This window comes from Lysobacter firmicutimachus, assembly GCF_037027445.1.
Lineage (GTDB): Bacteria > Pseudomonadota > Gammaproteobacteria > Xanthomonadales > Xanthomonadaceae > Lysobacter > Lysobacter firmicutimachus.
Map to the genome: position 1 here is coordinate 4361842 of NZ_JBANDL010000002.1, position 17375 is coordinate 4379216.

18 protein-coding genes and 1 pseudogene are annotated in these 17375 nt (G+C 71.1%); 8 read left to right on the top strand and 11 right to left on the bottom strand.

Features of this window, described 5'->3' with window-relative positions:
- The first annotated feature begins 5 nt into the window (after positions 1-5).
- The 5 genes from V2J18_RS18815 to accC all read left to right on the top strand — a co-directional run bounded on the left by V2J18_RS18815 (position 6) and on the right by accC (position 3683).
- Entirely contained in the window at positions 6-605 is a 600-nt protein-coding gene (locus tag V2J18_RS18815; protein ID WP_075574922.1) for a TlpA family protein disulfide reductase, read from the top strand.
- A gap of 269 nt (positions 606-874) precedes the next feature.
- Positions 875-1315 (top strand): type II 3-dehydroquinate dehydratase, encoded by a 441-nt coding sequence (aroQ, locus tag V2J18_RS18820; protein WP_064746093.1) that lies wholly within the window; start codon positions 875-877, stop codon positions 1313-1315.
- A gap of 58 nt (positions 1316-1373) precedes the next feature.
- Entirely contained in the window at positions 1374-1859 is a 486-nt protein-coding gene (gene accB / locus V2J18_RS18825) for an acetyl-CoA carboxylase biotin carboxyl carrier protein (protein WP_064746092.1), read from the top strand.
- 26 nt (positions 1860-1885) lie between these two features.
- The gene (locus V2J18_RS18830; protein ID WP_064746091.1) at positions 1886-2326 is read left to right on the top strand and encodes a four helix bundle protein; all 441 of its coding nucleotides are present in this window, start codon (positions 1886-1888) and stop codon (positions 2324-2326) included.
- Complete coding sequence (gene accC, locus V2J18_RS18835; protein WP_064746090.1) at positions 2316-3683, top strand: acetyl-CoA carboxylase biotin carboxylase subunit; 1368 nt, start codon at positions 2316-2318, stop codon at positions 3681-3683. Before V2J18_RS18830 ends, accC begins: the two co-directional genes overlap by 11 nt.
- Before the next feature lie 226 nt (positions 3684-3909).
- On the opposite strand, the pseudogene V2J18_RS18840 reads toward accC, so the two are convergent.
- The 3 genes and pseudogenes from V2J18_RS18840 to V2J18_RS18850 all read right to left on the bottom strand — a co-directional run.
- Positions 3910-4260 (bottom strand): annotated as a pseudogene (locus V2J18_RS18840) (hypothetical protein); the annotation flags it as partial.
- The gene (locus V2J18_RS18845; RefSeq protein ID WP_336132576.1) at positions 4257-5261 is read right to left on the bottom strand and encodes a hypothetical protein; all 1005 of its coding nucleotides are present in this window, start codon (positions 5259-5261) and stop codon (positions 4257-4259) included. The gene V2J18_RS18845 and the pseudogene V2J18_RS18840, both read right to left, overlap by 4 nt.
- 214 nt (positions 5262-5475) lie before the next feature.
- Positions 5476-6498 carry a hypothetical protein gene (locus V2J18_RS18850; RefSeq protein ID WP_336132577.1) on the bottom strand — a complete coding sequence of 341 codons (1023 nt, stop codon included), beginning with the start codon at positions 6496-6498 and terminating at the stop codon, positions 5476-5478.
- A 91-nt stretch (positions 6499-6589) separates the two neighbouring features.
- On the opposite strand from V2J18_RS18850, the gene prmA reads away from it, so the two are divergent.
- From prmA to fis, 3 genes are all read left to right on the top strand, one after another.
- The gene (gene prmA / locus V2J18_RS18855) at positions 6590-7510 is read left to right on the top strand and encodes a 50S ribosomal protein L11 methyltransferase (protein ID WP_336132578.1); all 921 of its coding nucleotides are present in this window, start codon (positions 6590-6592) and stop codon (positions 7508-7510) included.
- Positions 7511-7836: 326 nt separating this feature from the next.
- Positions 7837-8523, top strand: coding sequence for a DUF3426 domain-containing protein (locus tag V2J18_RS18860; RefSeq protein ID WP_336132579.1), 687 nt, complete (start codon positions 7837-7839; stop codon positions 8521-8523).
- Positions 8524-8642: 119 nt separating this feature from the next.
- Entirely contained in the window at positions 8643-8915 is a 273-nt protein-coding gene (gene fis, locus V2J18_RS18865) for a DNA-binding transcriptional regulator Fis (RefSeq protein WP_031370276.1), read from the top strand.
- 393 nt (positions 8916-9308) lie between these two features.
- Here fis and V2J18_RS18870 read toward each other — a convergent pair whose 3' ends face one another.
- Genes V2J18_RS18870 through V2J18_RS18905 form a run of 8 tightly spaced genes read right to left on the bottom strand, consistent with a single transcriptional unit; the run spans position 9309 to position 17199 of the window.
- Entirely contained in the window at positions 9309-10259 is a 951-nt protein-coding gene (locus V2J18_RS18870; protein WP_064746087.1) for a phosphatidate cytidylyltransferase, read from the bottom strand.
- Complete coding sequence (locus V2J18_RS18875) at positions 10256-10888, bottom strand: lysophospholipid acyltransferase family protein (RefSeq protein WP_064746086.1); 633 nt, start codon at positions 10886-10888, stop codon at positions 10256-10258. The genes V2J18_RS18870 and V2J18_RS18875 overlap by 4 nt, the downstream gene beginning before the upstream one ends.
- Entirely contained in the window at positions 10885-11538 is a 654-nt protein-coding gene (locus V2J18_RS18880; protein ID WP_425606065.1) for a CDP-alcohol phosphatidyltransferase family protein, read from the bottom strand. The genes V2J18_RS18875 and V2J18_RS18880 overlap by 4 nt, the downstream gene beginning before the upstream one ends.
- 16 nt (positions 11539-11554) lie before the next feature.
- Positions 11555-12991 (bottom strand): TIGR04222 domain-containing membrane protein, encoded by a 1437-nt coding sequence (locus V2J18_RS18885; protein ID WP_336132580.1) that lies wholly within the window; start codon positions 12989-12991, stop codon positions 11555-11557.
- The gene (locus tag V2J18_RS18890; protein ID WP_336132581.1) at positions 12988-13455 is read right to left on the bottom strand and encodes a hypothetical protein; all 468 of its coding nucleotides are present in this window, start codon (positions 13453-13455) and stop codon (positions 12988-12990) included. The genes V2J18_RS18885 and V2J18_RS18890 overlap by 4 nt, the downstream gene beginning before the upstream one ends.
- Positions 13452-14798, bottom strand: coding sequence for a phosphatase PAP2/dual specificity phosphatase family protein (locus V2J18_RS18895; RefSeq protein ID WP_336132582.1), 1347 nt, complete (start codon positions 14796-14798; stop codon positions 13452-13454). Before V2J18_RS18895 ends, V2J18_RS18890 begins: the two co-directional genes overlap by 4 nt.
- Complete coding sequence (locus tag V2J18_RS18900; protein ID WP_336132583.1) at positions 14795-16555, bottom strand: bifunctional alpha/beta hydrolase/class I SAM-dependent methyltransferase; 1761 nt, start codon at positions 16553-16555, stop codon at positions 14795-14797. The genes V2J18_RS18895 and V2J18_RS18900 overlap by 4 nt, the downstream gene beginning before the upstream one ends.
- Positions 16552-17199, bottom strand: coding sequence for a CDP-alcohol phosphatidyltransferase family protein (locus V2J18_RS18905; RefSeq protein WP_336132584.1), 648 nt, complete (start codon positions 17197-17199; stop codon positions 16552-16554). The genes V2J18_RS18900 and V2J18_RS18905 overlap by 4 nt, the downstream gene beginning before the upstream one ends.
- Between the last annotated feature and the right edge of the window lie 176 nt (positions 17200-17375).

The following is a 17375-nucleotide window of genomic DNA, read 5'->3' on the forward strand; positions in this document are numbered from 1 at the left end:
CGCCGATGGCGATCCCGTCCAGCCTCAAGATCGTCGCCGTGGCCGTGCTCGCCGGCGGCATCGGCCTGCTCGCCGGCCAGTGGGTCGGCGGCGGCGGCCTGCTGACCCGCACCGAACTCGGCCAGCGCGCGCTGCAGGCCTGGTACGCGAAGGACGCGCCCAAGCCGCCGGCCGGCCTGGCCGTGGCCCAGCGCGGCGCCGCGGTGCCGAGCCTGACCCTGCCCGGCCTCGACGGCCGCCCGCTGTCGCTGCCGCAGGCGTATGCCGGCCGGCCCTTGCTGGTCAATCTATGGGCCAGCTGGTGCGGGCCCTGCATCAAGGAAATGCCGGAACTGGACCGCTACGCGCGCAGCCAGGACGGCAGCGGCGTGCAAGTGATCGGCATCGCCCTGGACGACCGCGATTCGGTCGCCGCCTTCCTGCAGCGGGTGCCGGTCGGCTATCCGATCCTGCTCGACGCCCCGGGGCCGCGCGACGCCGGGGTGCGATGGGGCAACCCCAAAGGCGTGCTGCCGTACACGGTATTGATCGGCGCAGACGGCACACTGCTCAAGCAACGCATCGGCCCGTTCGCCGACGGCGAGATCGAAGGCTGGGTCGACTAGGGCGGCTGGCCGCCAACGGCGGCGAACGTCGCCGAAACGATACGTGACCCCGCTCGCAGTGCGCGATTGCAGCGGCCGCCACGATCGCAGCGGAAAACGGTCGCGTCCCGCCGTTCCGGTACTTGCCAAGCGCCCGGATACGGTCTAGAGCAGGCACTCAAACAACTGCTTAAAACGCCACAACTTCGTCGATTTGGCGGGCAACTTCTGGACAGCTGCGCACTGGTGACGCACACTGCCGCCCTTCGAAGGCTACCCGCCCCGGTCCGATGGCCCAGCTCCTGGTGTTGCACGGCCCCAACCTGAACCTGCTCGGCACGCGCGAGCCCGAGGTCTACGGCCGCACCACCCTGGCCGAGATCGACGCCGACCTGCGCCAGCGCGCCGAAGCGGCCGGGCACCGCCTGGACAGCCTGCAGTCCAATGCCGAGCACGCCCTGGTCGAGCGCATCCAGGCCGCTCGCGGCGACGGCACCGCGCTGATCCTGATCAATCCGGCCGCCTTCACCCACACCAGCGTGGCGATCCGCGACGCCCTGGCCGCGGTGGCGATCCCGTTCATCGAGGTCCACCTGTCCAACCCGCACGCCCGCGAGCCGTTCCGCCGCCACAGCTACGTCAGCGATCTCGCCGTCGGCGTGATCTGCGGTTTCGGCGCCGACAGTTACCGCTACGCGCTCGAAGCTGCCATCAAGCGGCTGGCATCCTGAATCCAACCGGGCCGCGCCCGTGCGGCCCGCCCGACGAATCCCACTTGAGGCCCGCTCCATGGACCTGCGCAAAATCAAGAAACTGATCGACCTGCTCGAGGAATCCAACCTCGCCGAGATCGAGATCAAGGAAGGCGAAGAATCGGTCCGCCTGGCCCGCGCCCCGAAGGGCGGCTACCCGGCCGCCGCGCCGGTGCAGGCCGTCTACGCCCCGCCCCCGGAGCGCCCGGCCGCGCCGATGCCGATGCACTCGCCGACCGAAGCGGCCACCGGCGGCAGCGCCAAGGCGGTCGGCAGCGACCTGCCCGACGGCCACGTCGTGCGCGCGCCGATGGTCGGCACCTTCTACACCTCGCCGGCTCCGGACAAGCCCGCCTTCGTCAGCGTCGGCCAGACGGTCAAGGCCGGCGACACCCTGGCGATCATCGAAGCGATGAAGATGTTCAACCCGATCGAAGCCGACGTCTCCGGCACCGTGCTCAAGATCCTGGCCGAAAGCGGCCAGCCGATCGAGTTCGATCAGCCTCTGTTCGTAATCGGCTGAGCCGATTACGACGGGATTGGGGATTCGTGATTCGGGATTCGGACAAGCAGCGGCCGCACGAGCGCCTGGAGGTATGGCGCGATGCGATGGCGTTGGTCGAAGGGGTCTATCGCCACTCCGACGCGCTTCCCGATTCCGAGCGGTTCGGTCTGACTGCGCAACTGCGACGCACCGCCGTCAGCGTGCCTTCGAACATCGCCGAAGGCGCCGCGCGTCGATCGACCCAGGAGTACTTGCGTTTCCTGTCGATCGCCCGCGGCTCGCTGGCCGAGTTGGACACGCAGCTGCAAATCGCCGAACGCCTGGATTTCGTCGCGCCCGATCCGCTGCTCGCTCAGTTGCTCGACCGTACCTTCGCCCGTCTGAACGCCCTGATCAGAACGCTCGACTCCGGCCCACGCACGATCCGCGAGCCCTCCGCGGCTTACGAATCCCAAATTCCCAATCCCGAATCCCATGCTAGATAAAGTCGTCATCGCCAACCGCGGCGAAATCGCGCTGCGCATCCTGCGCGCGTGCCACGCCCTCGGCATCCGCACGGTCGCGGTGCATTCCACCGTCGACCGCAACCTCAAGCACGTCGCCATGGCCGACGAATCGGTCTGCATCGGGCCGGCGCCGTCGTCGGAGAGCTACCTCAACATGGCCTCGATCATCGCCGCGGCCGAGGTCACCGACGCCCAGGCGATCCATCCCGGCTACGGCTTCCTCAGCGAGAACGCCGACTTCGCCGAGCGCGTCGAACAGTCCGGCTTCGTCTTCATCGGCCCGCGCGCCGAGACCATCCGCCTGATGGGCGACAAGGTCGAGGCGATCCGGGCGATGAAGGAGGCCGGCGTGCCCTGCGTGCCCGGCAGCGGCGGCCCGCTCGGCGACGACAACGCCGCCAACATCAAGATCGCGCGCGAGATCGGCTACCCGATCATCGTCAAGGCCGCCGGCGGCGGCGGCGGCCGCGGCATGCGCGTGGTCCACACCGAAGCCCATCTCAACGCCGCGATCCAGACCACCAAGTCCGAAGCCAAGGCCGCGTTCGGCAACGACATGGTGTACATGGAGAAGTTCCTGGAGAACCCGCGCCACGTCGAGATCCAGGTGCTCGCCGACGGCCAGGGCAACGCCATCCACCTCGGCGAACGCGACTGCTCGATGCAGCGCCGCCATCAGAAGGTGGTCGAGGAAGCGCCGGCGCCGGGCATCAGCGCCGAGCAGCGGGCCGAGATCGGCCGGGTCTGCGTCGAGGCCTGCATCCGCATCGGCTACCGCGGCGCCGGCACGTTCGAGTTCCTGTACGAGAACGGCCGCTTCTACTTCATCGAAATGAACACCCGCATCCAGGTCGAGCATCCGGTCACCGAACTGGTCACCGGCATCGACCTGGTGCGCGAGCAGCTGATGATCGCCGCCGGCCGCAAGCTGTCGATCAAGCAGGAAGACGTGGTGCTGGAAGGCCATGCCATCGAATGCCGGATCAACGCCGAAGACCCGGAAACCTTCATGCCCTGCCCCGGCCTGATCCAGCATTTCCACGCCCCGGGCGGCCCGGGCGTGCGCGTGGACAGCCACATCTACGAGGGCTACCGGGTGCCGCCGAACTACGACTCGATGATCGGCAAGCTGATCGTGCACGGCCCCGACCGCGAGACCGCGATCGCGCGCATGCGCGTGGCGCTCAGCGAGATGGTCGTCGACGGCATCAAGACCAACATCCCGCTGCAGCAGCGCATCCTGTCCGATGCCGGCTTCCAGCAGGGCGGCATGAACATCCACTACCTGGAAAAGCGGCTCAAGGAACAGAAGGAAAAGACGATCTCGATCGTCTGAGCCGCGGTCGCCACGGCGCCGGAAAGGCACGGCCCGCGTCGCAGGACGCGGGCCGTTTGCGTTTTCGCAGGCCGGGCGCGGCCGCGTCAGCGACCGTGCGCGTCCCGACGCCGATTCATCGCGGCACCGGCTCGACCCACGCCGCCATGCCTTCGATGTCGGCCTCGGTGAGATCGGTCGACGGCAGCACCCGCTTCGGCGCCTGCTTGTCGCCGCCCTTGCCGCCGGCCGGCACCTGGGTGCCCGGAATCGGCCGCACGCCGCCGCTCGAAGACGAGCTGACCACCATGACGTACTCGCTGGAGCCGTCCGGCCAGACCACCTTGAAGGTGCTGCCCGGCGGCAGCGACGAGAACGGCGCGCCGCTCTGGGCGCGGTACACCGCCGCGATCTGCGCCGCGCTGAGCGAACGCAACTCGCTCTTGGAGTCGACCGACGTCACCGCGACCCGCGACAGGTCGCGGTAGTCGTCGGCGAACACGTCGATCATCACGCCGGCGGCGCCGACCGAGTACGCGCTGAGCAGCAGCGCCCAGAAACCGATCTTGGCCGTAGTTACGAAGTGCTTGCGATTCATTGCGCTGTCCTCTTTTCGCCGACCAGCGACTCGACCATTTCATCCACCACTTCCGCCCCCTGACGCGGGATCGCCGCGTCGTATACGAAGCCCGCGAAATCCTGGGTCGGATCCTGCGAGCAGATGCCGCCATTGGCGCAATACGAAGTCATCAACGAGCCGTTCGAACTGCAATCCTGGCCGAGCTGGCACGCCGCCAGCTGCCAGGCCAGTTCCGCGAATTGGGTGCCGGCCAGGCGCGAAGACCCGCTGCGCCGGCCCGACGACACGATGCCCATGCCGGGCGCCAGCGCCGAATAGGCCTCCGGGTCCTTCGAACGCAGCACCCGGTCGACCAGATTGGCCCGGTATTCCTCGGTCTTCTCCAGCGGCTTGCCGCTGGCCAGCAGCGAGGCCTCGGCGGGCAGGCTGCCGGCCTGGGCCGCTTCGACCCGCTTGAGGAACACCAGCTGATAATTGAGCCCGTCTTCCGGCGCGAAGCGCGCGCAACGGTCGCTGACCCGCTGCCGCGCACCGGCCATCGCCGCCGAGGTGCGCAGCTTCATGGCTTCGATCGCGCGGGTATCGGCGGCGTAGTCGACCGGCGCGCTGGAGTAGTTCGCGCAATAGTCGTAGACCCGGCTCAGCAGCCAGATCGCCTCCGGCTCGCCGGCCTCGGCGCGCGAACGGATCGATTGGGCATAGGCGAACAGGTCCGGCGCCTGCTCGAACTGGACCCGCAGCGGCGACGGCGACGCCGCGCCGACCGGCGCGGCCCGCGGCGCGATCGCGGCCACGGCATCGTCGCGCGCCACGTCGCCGCGCGCGACCCGCGCCTTGGTCGGCAGGATCAGGTTCGGCGCGGCCGCCGCCGGCGCCTCCACCGGACGGCGCGCATACACCAGGGCCAAGGCCAAAGCCGTCGCCCCCAACGCCGCCAGCACCGTCCAGCGGCTCACGCGCGACCCCGCGAACGCCGCGGGCGGGCGCTGCTTGTAGTCGGACGTGCAGGCATCGGACATCAAGACCGTTACTCGGTGGGAAAGTAGCGACGCTGCGACCGGGCCGCAGCGCGGCGCCCCGGCGCCGGTGGGCGGGGCCGCACGGCGCATGGTGTGCTTCGCTGAGATGCCGATAGTAAGTCAAGCCGCGCGCCGATGCCTGCGCGCGGATGAACCGTGAACGGCGCCTCAGTTTGCCGGGCCGGCCGGCCTCCGGCCGGACACCCGTTCAGGCTCAGTCGGCGCCGGCGGCCGGACCGTCGGCGGCGCAAGTCACCTCGTAACCGACCGCGGCCGGTTCGTAGCCCGGCTTGCCGTCCTCGGCCGCCTGGTACTCGCCGGCGGTGATCAGGGCCAGCGCATGCCCGGCCTCGTTGCGATAGGCGAAGCGGCAGTAGCCCATGCCCGTGCCGGCGCAATCCTCGACTTCGGGGTAAGCCCGGATCATGCCGCCGAGGAAGTTTTCCAACCCGTCCTCGCGCTCGGGCGGATCGCCGCGCCAGCCCTGGGCGAACAGGAGTTCGCGCGCCTTCGGCAGCTCCAGCCGCTCGATCCGCGGCACCTCCGCCTCGCCCCCGCAGTAACGGTCCAGCGCCGGCAGCGCCGCCAGCTCCAGCGCCTGCCCGCGGGCCAGCACCCGCGCACGCGCGGTGCGCCCGTCGCCGACGCGCAGTTCCGCGGCCGCGCCCTCCATCGCCGGGTTCTTGCCCTGGCCCGGATTCCACAGCCCTTGCAGGCCGCTGTCGGCTTCGCTGGCGTCCGCCTTGGGATCGAACAATTGCGCCACCGGCCGGCCGTCGCGGAAGAACAGCACCCGACCGCCGGGGAACGTACAGCCGATGCCGGCCAACATCACCGCCGGATGCGAGATGCCGACCACCCGGTAGCCGTTCCAGTCTTCTTCGGCGAACACGGCCCAACCGGCGTCGCGGGCAAGACCGCCTTCCTTCGAAATCGACTCGGGGCCGCAGCGGGTCGGGTCGTCTTCGCTGGGCAACGCCGCCTCGCCGGGACTGGGCAGCGCGCTCAAGGCTTCCAGGCGCAGCCCGGGGAGCTCGCCGCGCACGTCGATCGCCGGGCCGGACACCGGCGTTTGCGCCGGCTCGGCCGGCGCCGCGCTGGGAGCAGTCGCCGGCGCGGCGGCCACTGCGGCAGGGGCCGCCTCGCGGGTGCAGGCGGCGGCCAAGGCCAGCCCGCCGAGCAGGGCCCAGGTACGCAGGCGCGCGGCGGCCGGGACGGTCGGGAGATGCGGGTCCATGGCGTATCGCTCCTGTCGGTTGCGCGGCACGCTATCTGATCGCGCCGAAACGGGTCAATAATGGCCGCCGTTTCCGTCCCGCGCCGTGCCGATGCCCTTCCTCGAAATCACCCTGCGCTGCAGCGAAGCCGAACAGCCGCGCTACGAAGCCGCGCTGGACGACGTCGGCGCGCTCGCCGTGACCATGCTCGACGCCGATGCCGACACCGGCAACGAACACGCCATCCTCGAGCCGGGGGTCGGCGAAACGCCGCTGTGGCAGTCGATCGTGCTCAGCGCGCTGTTCCCGCACGATGCCGACGCGCTGGTGCTGCTGGCGGCGCTGGAGTCGTTCGATCCCGACCTGGAATGGACTCAGGTGCAGTTCCGCCGAGTCGAGGACCAGGATTGGGAACGCGCCTGGATGGACCAGTACGAACCGCTGCAATTCGGCCGCCGCACCTGGATCGTGCCGTGGAATCAGGAGCTGCCGGAGGGCGCCGACGCCGCCGATGCCGCGGTGGTGCGCCTAGACCCGGGCCTGGCGTTCGGCTCCGGCACTCACCCGACCACCTCGCTGTGCCTGCAGTGGCTGGACCGGCTCGCCGACGACGGCGAACTCGGCGGCCGCCGCGTGCTCGACTTCGGCTGCGGTTCCGGCATCCTCGCCCTGGCCGCGCTCAAGCTCGGCGCGGCGCACGCGGTCGGCGTCGACAACGATCCGCAGGCGATCCTCGCCACCCGCGACAACGCCGAACGCAACCAGGTCGATCAGCGCATCGAGGTCCATCTGCCGCAGGACGAACCGGCGCAGCGGTATCCGGTGGTGGTCGCCAACATCCTCGCCTCGGCCCTGGTCGCGCTCGCCGACACGCTGGCCGCGCGGGTCGAACCCGGTGGCCGCATCGCCTTGTCCGGCATCCTCGCCGGCCAGGAAGACGAGGTGCTGGCCCGCTACGCGCAGGACTTCGAACAGTTGCGCGCCGACCGGCTCGAAGACTGGATGCGGGTCACAGGCGTGCGCCGGCGCTGAGGCCTCGGGCGTGATTGAATAAACCGATGTTCGTCGCCTGCCCTCACTGCGGTTACCTCGTCGCGCTGATCGTCGGTCAAGACGGTCCGGCCCGTTCTTGTCCGCGTTGCGGCCGGGCGCTGCCCTCGGCGACGGATGCGGAGCCCGCGTCTGCGGCGTCGGACCTTGCCGCCGCGACAACGCAGGAGGCGAGCGCCGGCGTCGACGCCGGGACGACGCAAGCGGCCGGCGATGCCGCGCAACGCGTCGCGGCCCCGGCGCCGGACAACGCGCAGGAGGGCGACGGCGACGAAGCGCGACCCGATCCGGGCGAAGCAACCCGCCCCGTGCAGGACGAGCCGGCGGAAAACGGCTCGACGACGACGCCCGAAGCGCCCGACGCGCTCGACACGCCGCTGCCGCCGCTGATCCAGGCCGCGCCCGAACCGGCGCCGCGGCGCACGCCGCCGCGGCGGCAAGGCAAATCCGAAACCGCGGTCGCCCATGTCCGCGCCCAGCCCAGCTTCGTGCGCAGCCGCGCACGCGCCGAAGCCGCCGCCGCGCCGTCGCGGCGCCCCTGGCTCGGTCCGCTTGCGGTACTGGTGCTGGCGTTGGCGCTGGCCCTGCAATTGCTGCTCGCGCAACGCGCCGAGCTCGCCGCCGACGCACGCTGGCGGCCGCTGGTCGCCGGCCTGTGCAGCGCATTGTCCTGCTCGATTCCGCCGTGGCGCGAACCGGCCGCCTTGACCATGCTCAACCGCAACGTGCTGCCGGTCGACGGTCGCGCCGGCGTGCTGCGCGTCACCGCCAGTTTCCGCAACGACGCGCGTTGGCCGCAGCCTTGGCCGATCCTGGTGCTGAGCCTGGACGACGTCGATGGCCGCCGGGTCGGGCAGCGCGCGTTCTCTCCACAGGATTACCGCAAAGGCCAGCCGTCCGGCGGACTGATCGCACCGGGACAAAGCGCGGCGGTCCAGTTCGACGTGCTCGAACCGGCGCCGCACGTGGTCGCGTTCACCTTCGACTTCCGCTGATTGCCGCCGTCGCGTTGTCTGCCGCGACTCCCGCGCGCTAGACTCCCCCTCCCGTCGGCGGGAGCGCAGCGAGCGCGCCGTACTGATCCCGGCGGACAGACACCTGCACGGGGACGCATTTGAACGCTCTCAACGACCGCAACGAAGCCGCCCGCTCCGGACCCCGCGTTCCGTTGCGCGATCATGTCGCGACTTCGATCCGTCGTTACCTGGGCGACCTGAACGGCAGCGGCACCGAGAATCTGTACGAGATCGCCCTGCGCGAACTCGAGATCCCGCTGTTCGCCGAGGTGCTGCAGCACTGCGACGGCAACCAGAGCCGCGCCGCCGCGATGCTCGGCATCCACCGCGCCACCCTGCGCAAGAAGCTGCGCGAGTACGGCCTCGAGTAACGCCTCGCGCCCCTGCGGGAGCGGCGTAAGCCGCGACAACCGCAGCGGCCGAATACCACATATTCCACCCGAGACCGCCGACAAACGGCCGTTTTTGTGCGTCCTATTCTGCGCTCGCGGTCGGGCGCCGGTTTCGCACGTCCGGTCTTCGGCCGCAACGCTTGCGCACACCGCTGCGGTTGTCGCGGCTGACGCCGCTCCTACAGAAGGCGGCCCGGCCATCCTTGGCCGGGTGTGTAGACGGACCAGCGCGCAGTGCGCGCGTACGGCGCTTCTATCGGCAGCAGGCTGCCATCCATGGCGGCGCATGCGCGGGCGTCGGAACGCCCGGTCCGGCCATCCTTGGCCGGGCGTGTGACCGAACCAGCGCGCAATGCGCGCTGAGCGGTTCGGTCACACCCACCAGTATCGGATCAAGTGAAAGAACACCGGCGCCGCGAAGCACACTGAATCGAGCCGGTCGAGTACGCCGCCGTGGCCCTCGATCATGTGGCCCCAGTCCTTGATCCCGCGGTCGCGCTTGATCGCCGACATCACCAGGCCGCCGTAGAAGCCCATCAGGTTGATGACCAGGGCCAGGGCCGCCGCCTGCCAGGGCGAGAACGGCGTGATCCACCACAACGCCGCGCCCAGCGCGGTCGCCGAGGCCACGCCGCCGACGAAACCCTCGACCGTTTTCGACGGCGACAACCGCGGCGCGATCAGGCGCTTGCCGCACAGCTTGCCCCACACGTACTGCAGCACGTCCGAGGACTGCACCACGATCACCAAGAACGCGATCAGCAGCAGGTTGCGCCCCTCGTAGCCGGGAATGCGCAGATTGATCAGCGCCGGCACGTGGGAAATGCTGAACACGCAGATCATCAAGCCCCACTGCACTTTCGCCGTACGTTCCAGGTAGCGCGTGGTGTCTTCGCCGACCGTGGCCAGGATCGGCAACAGCAAGAACGCGTACACCGGAATCAGCAAGGTGTAGAGGCCGTACCAGTCGGTGTAGACCAGCCAGTACTGCAGCGGCAGGGCGAGGTAGAACGCCGCCAGCAGCGCGTAGTAATCGCTGCGCCGGGTCGGGGTCAGGGTGATGAATTCGCGCAAGGCGAACAACGACACCAAGGCGAACAGCACGATCATGCCGACCCGGCCGATCGCGAAGGCGACCCCGACCACCAGCGCCATCACCCACCAGGCGCGGATCCGCGCGACCAGGTTGGCGATCACCGCGCTGGGCCGGTCGCGGGTGCGCCAGCGCAGGAACTCGGCGATCGCGGTGGCGAGCAGCAGCACCGCCGCGACGCCGCCGAACAACAGCACCGAATGCGGCTGCGCGCGCAGGAACTCGATCATGCCGCACCTCCCTGGCCGTTCTCCGACAGCGCCAGCAAGGCGCCGCGCGCGCGCTCCAGGAATGCGTCCTTGCCCTCGTCGGCCTGCAACCGCAGGGTGTCGCCGAAGGTCGCCGTGCACAGCAAGGGCAGCGGCAACAGTTTGCCCTTGGGCATGACCCGGGCCAGATTGTCGATCCACACCGGCACGAACTCCAACTCCGGGCGGCAACGCGCCAGGTGGTACAGGCCGCTCTTGAACGGCAGCAGCGGTTCGTCGCTCTGGTTGCGCGTGCCCTCCGGAAACAGGATCAACGAACTGCCGCCGTCGACCGCTTCGCACAGGGTCTCGATGGCGTCGCGCGTGCGCTGCGCCGGATCGCGCTCGATCAGCACGCCGTTGAAGACTTCGCGGATCAGGTAGCGGCGCAGCCCGTCGCGCTGCCAGTACTCGGCGCCGGCCACCGGGCGCACGTCGCGACGCAACGCCGGCGGCAGCGCCGACCAGATCATGACGAAATCGCCGTGGCTGACGTGGTTGCCGTAATACACCCGGTGATCGGCCGAGGGCGCGCAGCGCCACAGCGCGCGCGCGCCGGTCAAGGCGCGGATCGCGCCGCTGAAGCCGGCGGCGAGCAATTGCGAAATCATCGCGACTCCAGTTCGCGCACGATCGCGCGCAGTCGTACCGCCACCGTCCAAGCCGCGCCCAACACCACCGCCGCCAGCGCGGCGGCGAGCAGCCAGGCCACCGCCGTGGCCTGCCCCAAGGCCAGGCCGACCGCAGCCAGAGCCGCGGCCACGCTCATCGCGATCATCCGCGGCCGCCGCGCCATCGGGCCTTCGCGATGTTCGCGCAGGCCGCAGGCCAGGCCGAGCACGCGCACATAGGCGGTGCCGACCGACAACAGCGACGCGGCCCAGCCCAGGTCCGGCCCCCAGGCCAGCCACGGCGCCAGGCCGTAGCCGACGCCGAGGAACACCAGAGCGTCGGCGAGCCGGTCGGGCGCATCGCTGTAGACCTCGCCGGCCTTGCCGACCAGGCCGCCGCGTCGCGCCAGCAGGCCGTCGAGCCGATTGCACAGCAGCCGTCCCTGCAGGCACAGCGCGGCGAACGCCAGCAGCGAGGCGCCGTAATGCGGCGGGTCGCGCAGGGCGAACAGGAACGACAGGCCGGCCAGCGCGGCCAGCCCGATCGCAAACAGGGAAATCCCGTTCGGCGTCGCGCCGCTGACGCGCAGACGCGCCAGCAAGACCAAGCGCCAGCCGTGGCGACGCCGCATCGGTGTGGGTTCGCTCATCGCTCGTGCCCCGTGTTCAACTGCCGCAGCCGCCGCAACCGCCGCCGCCCCCGCAGCTGCCGCCGCCGCTGCAACTGCTGGTGCCGCTGCCGGAATCGCTGGAACTCGACGGCGTCGGCGTGCGCACCCAGTGGTAGTCGACCAGCGCGGTGCCGACCAGGGCCGAGCTGCCGGCCAGGGCCACGCGCGCGCCGTAGTCGCCGTAATCGCCGCGCTCGCGCACCCGGCGCGCCGCGTCGTGCAGCGCCCAATCGCCGCTGCGGCTGCGGCGTTGCAGGCTGCTCAGGCGCACCGCGGTCAGCAGTGCGGCCAGCAGGGTCAACACCACCAGAAACCCGACCGGCCGGTCGCGCGCGAGGCCGATGCCGATCTTGCTTAGTCCGAAGCCGATCAGCACGAGCATCGGCAAGGCCGCGACCGCGCGCGCCTGCCAGTCCTGCGCCGACGTCAGCCACCAACCCTGCGCGCGCATCGGTTCGGCCAGACCGCGGTAGTGCGCTTCCAAGGCGCGATGCGCATCGTCGAGACGCTGCTTTCGCTGCACCAGCGCAGCAGCGGCCTGCAGCCGTGGCGGCAGCGCCGCGTCGGGGCGGTGCCGGCGCAGCCAGGCCCGCGAGGCATCGCTCCGGCTCGCCGCGCCGGAAAGATCGAGCTTGAATGCTTCGCTGCTCAGCAATTCGACGATGGCGACGTCGGCCGCGCGCTGGGGGCCAGCGGCCAGGAAGCCCAGCGCCACCGGATCGTCGACCGTGCGCTCGCTGCGCCGGTTCGGCCCTCGCAACGCGCGCTGCGCAGCGCCGCCGGTGACGAAGGTCCAGCCCAGCAAGGCGGCGTACAGCGCCAGGAACGCACCGCCGCGCCACTGCAGGGCATCGATCGTGCCGTGCGCGGCCGCGCCGAGCGCCAGCGCGGCCGCCGACAGCGCGCTCCAGATCCAGAAGGCTCGCCCGAGGCCACGCGGCTCCGACGGCCACGGCAAACCCGATGGCGGCTGCGCCGCCGCGGCCGGCGCGGACACCGGCTCCGGTTCGGCCTCGCCCCAGAACCGCACCGGCGGCTCGCCGAAGAAAAAGCCGTAGCTGGTGCAGGTGTCGCGGTACTGGCGGCGATGACGCTCGTCCTCGTCGGCACCGCCGCGCGAGGGCGCGTGATGCAGCGGCCGCTGCAGCACCTGCGGGCAGAACCGCTCCCAGTAGTCGCGAGTGTCGGTGACGTGGACATGCCAGACCCGGTCGACGAACCGGCTGGGCGTCACCGCATGCCCGGCCTCGATCGCCAGGAAGCAGAAGCGCCGGTACTCCTCCAACGCCGCCAGGGCGGTCTCGCGGTCGCAGCCGCACTCGTGCGCGACCCGCGATACGAAGGCCTCGTCCGCATCGCCGCCGAAGCGGTAGTCCCGCAAGCGCTGCCACAAGGCCCGCTGCCCGGCGGTCCACGCGTGGGCTCCGCTCATGCACTCGCTCCGGCGATGCGTCCCAACCAGGTCCCGTCCAACACGAAAGCTCCCGCCAACAGCGCCCACTGCAACAACAGCGCGGCCGCCTGCCGGCGCAGCAAACCCAACGCGCCGCGCCAGCGCGCGGCCCAGTCGCGGCCGGCACGCGCGGCCGGCAACAGGCCCAAGCCGATCAGGCCGGCGTCCAACCGCCGCGCCGCAGCCGCCTCGTCTTCCCCGTCCGGTGCGGTCTCGGCCAGCGCCTGCAGCAGCCGCGCATCGAAATCGACCCGTAGTGCGTAATAAGCCTGCATCAGCGCGGCGACCACGCTGCCGAGCAACACGGCCGTCCGCAACGGCGCCGTCGACCACCACAGCCCGGCCAGCGCCGCCGCGAGCAACCACAATGAGATCGCGCGCAGCCAGCGCCCCTGCGCCAGCATAGCGGCCATCGCCCGCCATTCGAACGGGCCGGCGTTCAAGCGGCTTCGCCTCCGACCGCCGCGGCCGGCATGGCCGTGTCGCCGTCCAGGAAGGCCTGCAGGGCACGTCGATGGGCCGGGCCGAGCACGATCGCCGGACGCGCCCGGCGCAAGGTTTCGATCGCCGCATCCAGCGAATGCGCGCGGCCGCTGCGCAGCAGCCACGCCGCCACCGCCGCGGCGCTGCGCGAGTAGCCCAGCGCGCAACAGACCAGGACTTCGCCGCGCGCGCGCAGGCGCTCGATGTCCTGCGCCGCCTCGGCGAGCTGCACCGGCGTCGGCGCGACCAGATCCAACATCGGCCGCACCGCATCGCCCTCGCGCCACACCGGCAAGGACAGTTCGGCGCTGCAGTCGACGATGCCGGCGAAGGCGCCGCGCTCGCCCGCGCCCGGCACCCGGCCGAGCCAGACGCCATCGGCGACCGCCACCGGCTGCGGCGCGCGCCACGTCCACCAGCGCGAATTGAGCCACGCCGCCAGCAGGTACGGCGCGAACAGCCAGCGCGCGGCCATGCTCAGACGGCCGTCGGCGCGCTTCTGGAAGCCGTTCGCGCCGAGCAGGGCGTAATTGATCGCGACCAGCGCCAGCGACAATGCCGGCCACAGCAGCCACCACGCGGCGCCGCGCAGCCACCAGGCCGCCGCCGCGCACGCCGCCGCGCCGAGCGCGTACAGCGCCGCCAGCTTCCAGCGCTGCGCGTCGCGCGCCGGGTCCAGGCCGCGCCACGGCGCCGGCGCGCGTTCCGGCCACAGCCATACGCACAGCCAGCCGGCCAGCAGGCCAGTGGGGATGTCGACGAAGTGGTGCTGATACGTGGTCAGCACCGACACGCCGATCAGGGCGAACCAGCCGTGCAGCAGCCAGCGCCAGGCGCCGTGCAGATGCGCGGCGAAGCGCACCCACAACACGATCAGCAGCACGATGTGCAGCGACGGCGCCTGATTGAAGGGCTTGTCGAAGCCCAGCAGCACGTCGAACAGCCAGCCGAACACGCCGTCGCTGTCCGGGCGCTGGAACGAGAAGCGCAGCGGCCACAGCAGGAAACAGGCGATCGCGATCGCCTGCGCGGTCAACAGGCGCAGGCCCTGGGTGTCGAGCTCGCGGCGGTCGCGGCAGGCGAACAGCGAGATGCCGTAGAACAGGTCGATCGACCAGTACGGCACGATGGTCCAGGCCCAGAACGGAATCGCCCGCTCCCAGTCGAACACGATGCTGGGCACGTCGGCGCGCGCCGCGGCCACGCCGTTGGCATAGCCGTAGCTGAGGAAGAACAGCGGCGCCAGCACCAGCAACCACAGTGCGGCGCGTCCCCACGGACGCCGCCCGGGCGCGGCGCTCATGCGCCGACCCGCTGCGCCAGCGACACGGTGAAGATGCCGAACGCGTCGATGCGCTGCTCGACCTTGCGGAAGCCGGCCGCGCGCACCAGATCGTCCATCTCCTGCTGGCTGCGCCGGCGCATCACCCAGGCCGCGCCGCCGCGGTGGCTGGTCAGGGCACGGGCGATGAACTCCAGCTGCGGGTGCCAGGGCTGGCCGGTGTAGACCAGGAAACCGCCCTCCGGCACCGCCGCGGCCAGGCCCTCGAGCGAGCGCCGCACCTGGTCGTTATCGGGGAACAGCTCGTACAGGCCCGACACCACCGCCAGGGTCGGACGCGGATCGAGCGCGGCCAGCGCCTCGCGGTCGAAGGCGTCGCCCTGGTCGAAGCGCGCCAGCGCGCCGGCGCCGAGCTGCTCGATCAGGGCCCGGCCCTTGTCGACGTTGAGCTCGCTGTAATCGCGCAGGCGCACCGAATCGGCCTGCGCGCCCTCCCCGGCCAGCGCCTCCAGCGCGTAGCGGCCGTGGCCGGCGGCGATGTCGATCGCGTGCACCGGCAGGCCGGCCGCGCGCAGCCGGCGCATCGCCTCGCGCAGCAGCTCGTGCAGGTGGGTGCGGCGCACGCGGATGCCGCGCCAGCCGATCGCGTCGAGGTAGTTGCGGTCGACCATCCGTCCGAGCGGCCCGGCGCCGCGCGCCTGGTTGCGGTAGACGTAGTCCAGGCTGCTGCCGGAGTCGAAGCCGGTGTCCAGGCCGAGCTTGATCCCCTCCGACAGCTTGCCGCCGAAACGCAGGCCGGCGCGGACGAAGCGCCAGCGCAGGTCGGCCAGCGACCAGCGCTGCGGCGGCCAGCTCAGCTTCTCCGATTCCTCGAAGCTGGGGCCGCTGCGGTGCGCGTCGGCGAGATCGGCGCGGCGCAGCGGCTCGGCGAAGCGCGCCTGCAGGAAGCTGCGGATGCGGTTGACCGCGGCCGCGCGGCCCTTCTCGCCGAGGGTGTCGTGGTAGAAGCCGTCGAGCAGGTGGCGCTCCTTGATCAGCGCGCCGAGGTTTTCGTAAAAGCGGTCCTGCGGCCCGCGGTGGACCACGAAATCGGAGCCCGAGACCAGCAGCTGGGTCGGCACGGTGATCGCCTGAGCGTCGGCGACGATGCGGTCGGCGGCCTCGTACAGGCCCAGCAGCACCCGCACCGAGATCGGCCGGGTGATCAGCGGGTCCTTGCGATAGCTTTCGACCCGTTCCGGGTCGTGGGTCAGCCATTGCGGCTGCACGTAGCTGTTGACGAAGAAGTTGCCGCGCAACGTCTGCATCAGCTTCAGGCCGGCCCGCGCGAACGGCACGTACAGCTTGACCTTGAAGGCCGGCGACGCCAGCACCAGCGCACGCAGCCGCGGCGCGTAGTCGTGCGCCCAAGTGGCGGCGACCACCGCGCCGACGCTCTGCGCGACCACGGCGGTGTCCTCGACCGCGATGCCGTGCTTGCCGCCGATGTGGGCGACGAAGCGGTCCAGGTCGCGCACCAGCGCCTCGAAGCCCGGCGCGTCGCCGCGCTCGCCGGGCGAACGGCCGTTGCCGCGCGCGTCCCAGGCGAACACGTCGTACTCGGTCAGATTCAGTTCGTCGACCAAGTGCGCGACCCGGCCGGAGTGCTCGTGCCCGCGGTGCAGCAGCACGATCGCCCGGCGCGGCCCGCCGTCGGCGGGCGCCTGCGCCGGCCAGTGCCGGTAAAACAGCTCGGTATCGTCGAAAGTGGCGAAATAGCGTTCCTGCGCTTCCCTCACGGGTGGTCTCCCTGTCGTTCTGCAACCGCGTCCTGCGCGGCATGATGCCGCAAACCGGCACGCACGCGGCGCACCACCGTCCACGCGCACAGCGCGCTCAGCAACACCAGCGCCGCATTCACGGTCGCCGCGCCGATCCAGCCGGCCGCCAGCAGCACGCCGAGCAGGCCGACCGCGAAGGCGCGGTCGCTCTTGCCCATCGGGCCGTCGTAGCGGCGCGGCGCGCCGATCATCGGCCCGAGCACGCCGGCGTATTCGGTCAGCGCCGCCAGCACCACGAAGGCGATCATCGGCGCGGTCATCAGTCCGGGCACGGCGAACAGGGCCAGGTAGAGCGCGCTGTCGGCGATCACGTCGGCCAGTTCGTTGAGGTAGGCGCCCAGCCGCGACTGCTGGCCGAACTCGCGCGCCAGCATGCCGTCGATGGCGTTCATCGCCATGCGCAGGAACATCCACCCCGGCAGCAGCAAAAACAGCGCTGGCCGCGTCGTCGCCCCCAAGCCCACCGCCGCGGCCACCGCGAGCGAGACCAGGGCCGCGGCCACGGTGACTTGGTTGGCGGTGGCGCCAAGCGCATGCAAGCGCCGCACCAGCGGCCGCAGCAAGGCTTGGAAGCGTCCTTTCAAAGCGTAGATCGAGGCCATCGGCTCCTGCGTTCCTTCGCGCCCGGTGGGGCGCCGGCGGACAGCTTAGCCGCTGCGCGCAACCTTGGGCCCCGGCCGGGCGCGCCATCGATGCGGTATAGCGCCAGTAGCCCGGGCGGGACGCGGGGCGGCACCGGGTCGCCGCAGGGCGGGAACAAATCCCCCCTCCCCCCTTT

Bases quoted from the DNA above. Each gene is read 5' to 3' on its own strand.
- V2J18_RS18815 (WP_075574922.1), top strand. From the start codon at position 6: ATGGCGATCCCGTCCAGCCTCAAGATCGTCGCCGTGGCCGTGCTCGCC.
- aroQ (WP_064746093.1), top strand. From the start codon at position 875: ATGGCCCAGCTCCTGGTGTTGCACGGCCCCAACCTGAACCTGCTCGGC.
- accB (WP_064746092.1), top strand. From the start codon at position 1,374: ATGGACCTGCGCAAAATCAAGAAACTGATCGACCTGCTCGAGGAATCC.
- accC (WP_064746090.1), top strand. From the start codon at position 2,316: ATGCTAGATAAAGTCGTCATCGCCAACCGCGGCGAAATCGCGCTGCGC.
- V2J18_RS18845 (WP_336132576.1), bottom strand. From the start codon at position 5,261: ATGTCCGATGCCTGCACGTCCGACTACAAGCAGCGCCCGCCCGCGGCG.
- V2J18_RS18850 (WP_336132577.1), bottom strand. From the start codon at position 6,498: ATGGACCCGCATCTCCCGACCGTCCCGGCCGCCGCGCGCCTGCGTACC.
- prmA (WP_336132578.1), top strand. From the start codon at position 6,590: ATGCCCTTCCTCGAAATCACCCTGCGCTGCAGCGAAGCCGAACAGCCG.
- V2J18_RS18870 (WP_064746087.1), bottom strand. From the start codon at position 10,259: ATGATCGAGTTCCTGCGCGCGCAGCCGCATTCGGTGCTGTTGTTCGGC.
- V2J18_RS18875 (WP_064746086.1), bottom strand. From the start codon at position 10,888: ATGATTTCGCAATTGCTCGCCGCCGGCTTCAGCGGCGCGATCCGCGCC.
- V2J18_RS18880 (WP_425606065.1), bottom strand. From the start codon at position 11,538: ATGAGCGAACCCACACCGATGCGGCGTCGCCACGGCTGGCGCTTGGTC.
- V2J18_RS18885 (WP_336132580.1), bottom strand. From the start codon at position 12,991: ATGAGCGGAGCCCACGCGTGGACCGCCGGGCAGCGGGCCTTGTGGCAG.
- V2J18_RS18895 (WP_336132582.1), bottom strand. From the start codon at position 14,798: ATGAGCGCCGCGCCCGGGCGGCGTCCGTGGGGACGCGCCGCACTGTGG.
- V2J18_RS18905 (WP_336132584.1), bottom strand. From the start codon at position 17,199: ATGGCCTCGATCTACGCTTTGAAAGGACGCTTCCAAGCCTTGCTGCGG.